Origin of the sequence: Bradyrhizobium sp. SHOUNA76, assembly GCF_023006445.1 — a bacterium.
Taxonomy (GTDB): Bacteria; Pseudomonadota; Alphaproteobacteria; order Rhizobiales; family Xanthobacteraceae; genus Bradyrhizobium.
In genome coordinates, this window is the sequence record NZ_JALBHA010000673.1 from 1 (window position 1) to 2,737 (window position 2,737).

Genomic DNA, 2,737 nt, shown 5'->3' on the forward strand with positions numbered 1-2,737 from the left:
CCCCGCCCGTGCAGGCCTGCGCGGGTTCCGCCTTCTCGGCGGTGCTGCGGCAGCGGGCTTGACCCGAATCCGCATCGAGCGGCCCTTTGACTCGTCGATCTCGAACGAGTTCGTCTTCCGCACGAGGTCGCTCAGCTTGCGGAACCCGAACGTTCTCGGATCGAAATCCGACGCCAGGTTGGCGAGCTGCCGCCCGACTTCCCCGAGCGCGACCCAGCCGTCCTCGCTCTCCATCTGGGTGATGACCTTCTTGATGATGGGGGTCGCGGCATCAGGCGGCTGAAGCGAAGTCGATCTCGCGGCGGCGTCCTGGGTGGTCGCCGTGGCGGCAAGCAGGTTCTCGGTGTAGACGAACCTTCGGCAGGCCTGCCTGAAGCTTTCCGGCGTCTTCTGCTCACCGAACCCGAAGACATCGACGCCCTGCTCCCGGATGCGGGCGGCCAGACGGGTAAAGTCGCTGTCTGAAGACACCAGGCAGAAGCCGTCGAACCGGCCGCTGTGAAGCAGGTCCATGGCGTCGATGACCAGGGTTATGTCGGACGCGTTCTTTCCCGTCGTATAGGCGAATTGCTGCTGCGGGATGATGGCGTGCTTCGACAGGATGTCGGCCCAGCCCCTCGATCGCGCGTTGGAGAAGTCGCCATAGATGCGGCGAACGCTGGCTTCGCCGATCTTGGCAATCTCCTCGAACAGTCCATCCGCGATCTTTGCGGAGGCGTTGTCGGCATCGATCAGGACGGCGAGACGGGGCGAGCGAAGTTCCGACGGCATGGCGTTTCCTCAACGGGATGGACGCAGCATTCAAGGACGCGCGCGCCGGGACGGCTAGTCCTCGTTCGCCTTGAAGCGCCCCATCCCCTTCAGCACGAATGGGGCCAGCAGCGCAACCAGCGCGATGCCGAGCAGCGTCGCCGAGATCGGGCTCTGGAGCAGCGTCATGGGATCGCCGAGGCTGATCGCGAGCGCCCTGCGCAACTGGCTCTCGGCGATCGGGCCGAGGATCAGGCCGACGACGACGGGCGCGATCGGAAAATCGAACCGCCGCATCAGGAAGCCGAGCACGCCGAAACCCGCCAGCATCGACAATTCGACCACCGAGGGCTTGGCCGCGATGGTGCCCATGGTCGCGAACACGAGAATGCCGGCATAGAGCCATGGCTGCGGGATCGCGAGCAGCCGCACCCAAAGCCCGACCAGCGGCAGGTTGAGAACCAGCAGCATGACGTTGGCGATGAACAGGCTGGCGATCAGACCCCACACGAGGTCAGGCCGTTCGGCGAACAACAGCGGTCCCGGGTTGAGGCCGTATTGCTGGAAGCCCGCCAGCATCATCGCGGCCGTCGCCGAGGTCGGCAAGCCGAGCGTGAGCAGCGGCACCAGCGTGCCGGCGGCGGAGGCGTTGTTGGCCGCTTCCGGCCCCGCCACGCCCTCGATCGCGCCCTTGCCGAACTCTTCGGGATGTTTCGTCAGCCGCTTCTCGGTCGAATAGGACAGGAACGTCGGAATCTCCGCGCCGCCCGCGGGTAGCGCGCCGATCGGAAAGCCGAACATCGTGCCGCGCAGCCACGGCTTCCACGACCGCTTCCAGTCTTCTTTTGTCATCCACAGCGAGCCGCGCACCGGCTCGAGCTTCTCCTCGCTGTGGTGGCGGCGCGATGCGACATAGAGCGCCTCGCCCACCGCGAACAGGCCGACCGCAAGCGTCGTCACCTCGACGCCGTCGAGCAGCTCGGGGACGCCGAACGCAAGCCGCGCCTGTCCCGTCAGCTTGTCGATGCCGACGAGGCCGAGCGTCAGGCCGATGAACAGGCTGGTCAGGCCGCGGATCGGAGAATCCCCGAAGGTCGCCGACACCGTGACAAAGGCGACGCACATCAGCGCAAAATAATCCTCAGGGCCAAAGCGCACCGCGAAATCGACCAGCCAAGGCGCGAGGAAAGCCAAGCCAATGGTGGCAATGGTGCCGGCGACGAAAGAGCCGATCGCGGAGGTCGCAAGCGCCGGGCCGCCGCGGCCGGCCTTGGCCATCTTGTTGCCTTCCAGCGCGGTCGCCATCGAGGCGCTCTCGCCGGGCGTGTTGATGAGGATCGCGGTGGTGGAGCCGCCATACATGCCGCCGTAATAGATGCCGGCAAACATGATCAGCGAGCCGCCGGGGTCGAGCTTGTAGGTGACCGGCAACAGCAGCGCGACCGTCAGCGCCGGGCCGATGCCAGGCAGCACGCCCACGGCCGTGCCGAGGAACACGCCGATCAGCGCATAGAGCAGGTTTATCGGCTGAATGGCGACGGCCATGCCGTGCGCCAGCGCCGCAAAAGTGTCGATCACAGCAATCGCTCCAGAGGTCCGGCCGGAAGGCTCAGCGTCAGCAGGCGGTCAAATGCGAGATAGATGAGGGTCGACATAACGAGAGCGATGGCGGTATCGACCAGGACAGCACGGCGCCCGAATGCTGCCGACGTCGTCACGAACAGTGCCGAGGTCGCCAGGATGAAGCCGCCGCCGAAGCCGATGATGGCGATCAGCAGCGCGAGGCCGATGAGGATCAAGACCACCGGCAGGGGATCGGAACTCTCGCGCGCCGGCAGATTGCCGCGCAGCGCGTCGATGAAATTGCCGATCGCGAGCAGCGCAAGGCCGCAGGCGACCACGACCGGCATCGCCTCCGGCCCCATGCCGTACATCGCGGTGGATTGCAGGCCGCGCGCGTCGAAGACCAGCACCGCGGCGAGCGCCG

At 66.3% G+C, this 2,737-nt stretch carries 3 protein-coding genes; all 3 read right to left on the reverse strand.

Annotated features, from left to right (window positions below; genetic code table 11):
* The coding region (locus MOV74_RS35425; protein ID WP_246931789.1) for an NYN domain-containing protein at nt 1-771 on the reverse strand (771 nt) is incomplete at its 3' end.
* Between the two features lie 54 nt (nt 772-825).
* On the reverse strand, nt 826-2,295 hold the full coding sequence (locus MOV74_RS35430; RefSeq protein ID WP_246931793.1) for a tripartite tricarboxylate transporter permease: 1,470 nt from the start codon (nt 2,293-2,295) through the stop codon (nt 826-828).
* A 29-nt stretch (nt 2,296-2,324) separates the two neighbouring features.
* Nucleotides 2,325-2,737, reverse strand: a 413-nt coding sequence (locus MOV74_RS35435) for a tripartite tricarboxylate transporter TctB family protein (RefSeq protein WP_246931791.1), incomplete at its 5' end; no start/stop codon positions are given.

Excerpts from the sequence above, each read along its gene's own strand:
- MOV74_RS35430 (WP_246931793.1), bottom strand. The coding sequence starts at position 2,295 with ATGGCCGTCGCCATTCAGCCGATAAACCTGCTCTATGCGCTGATCGGC.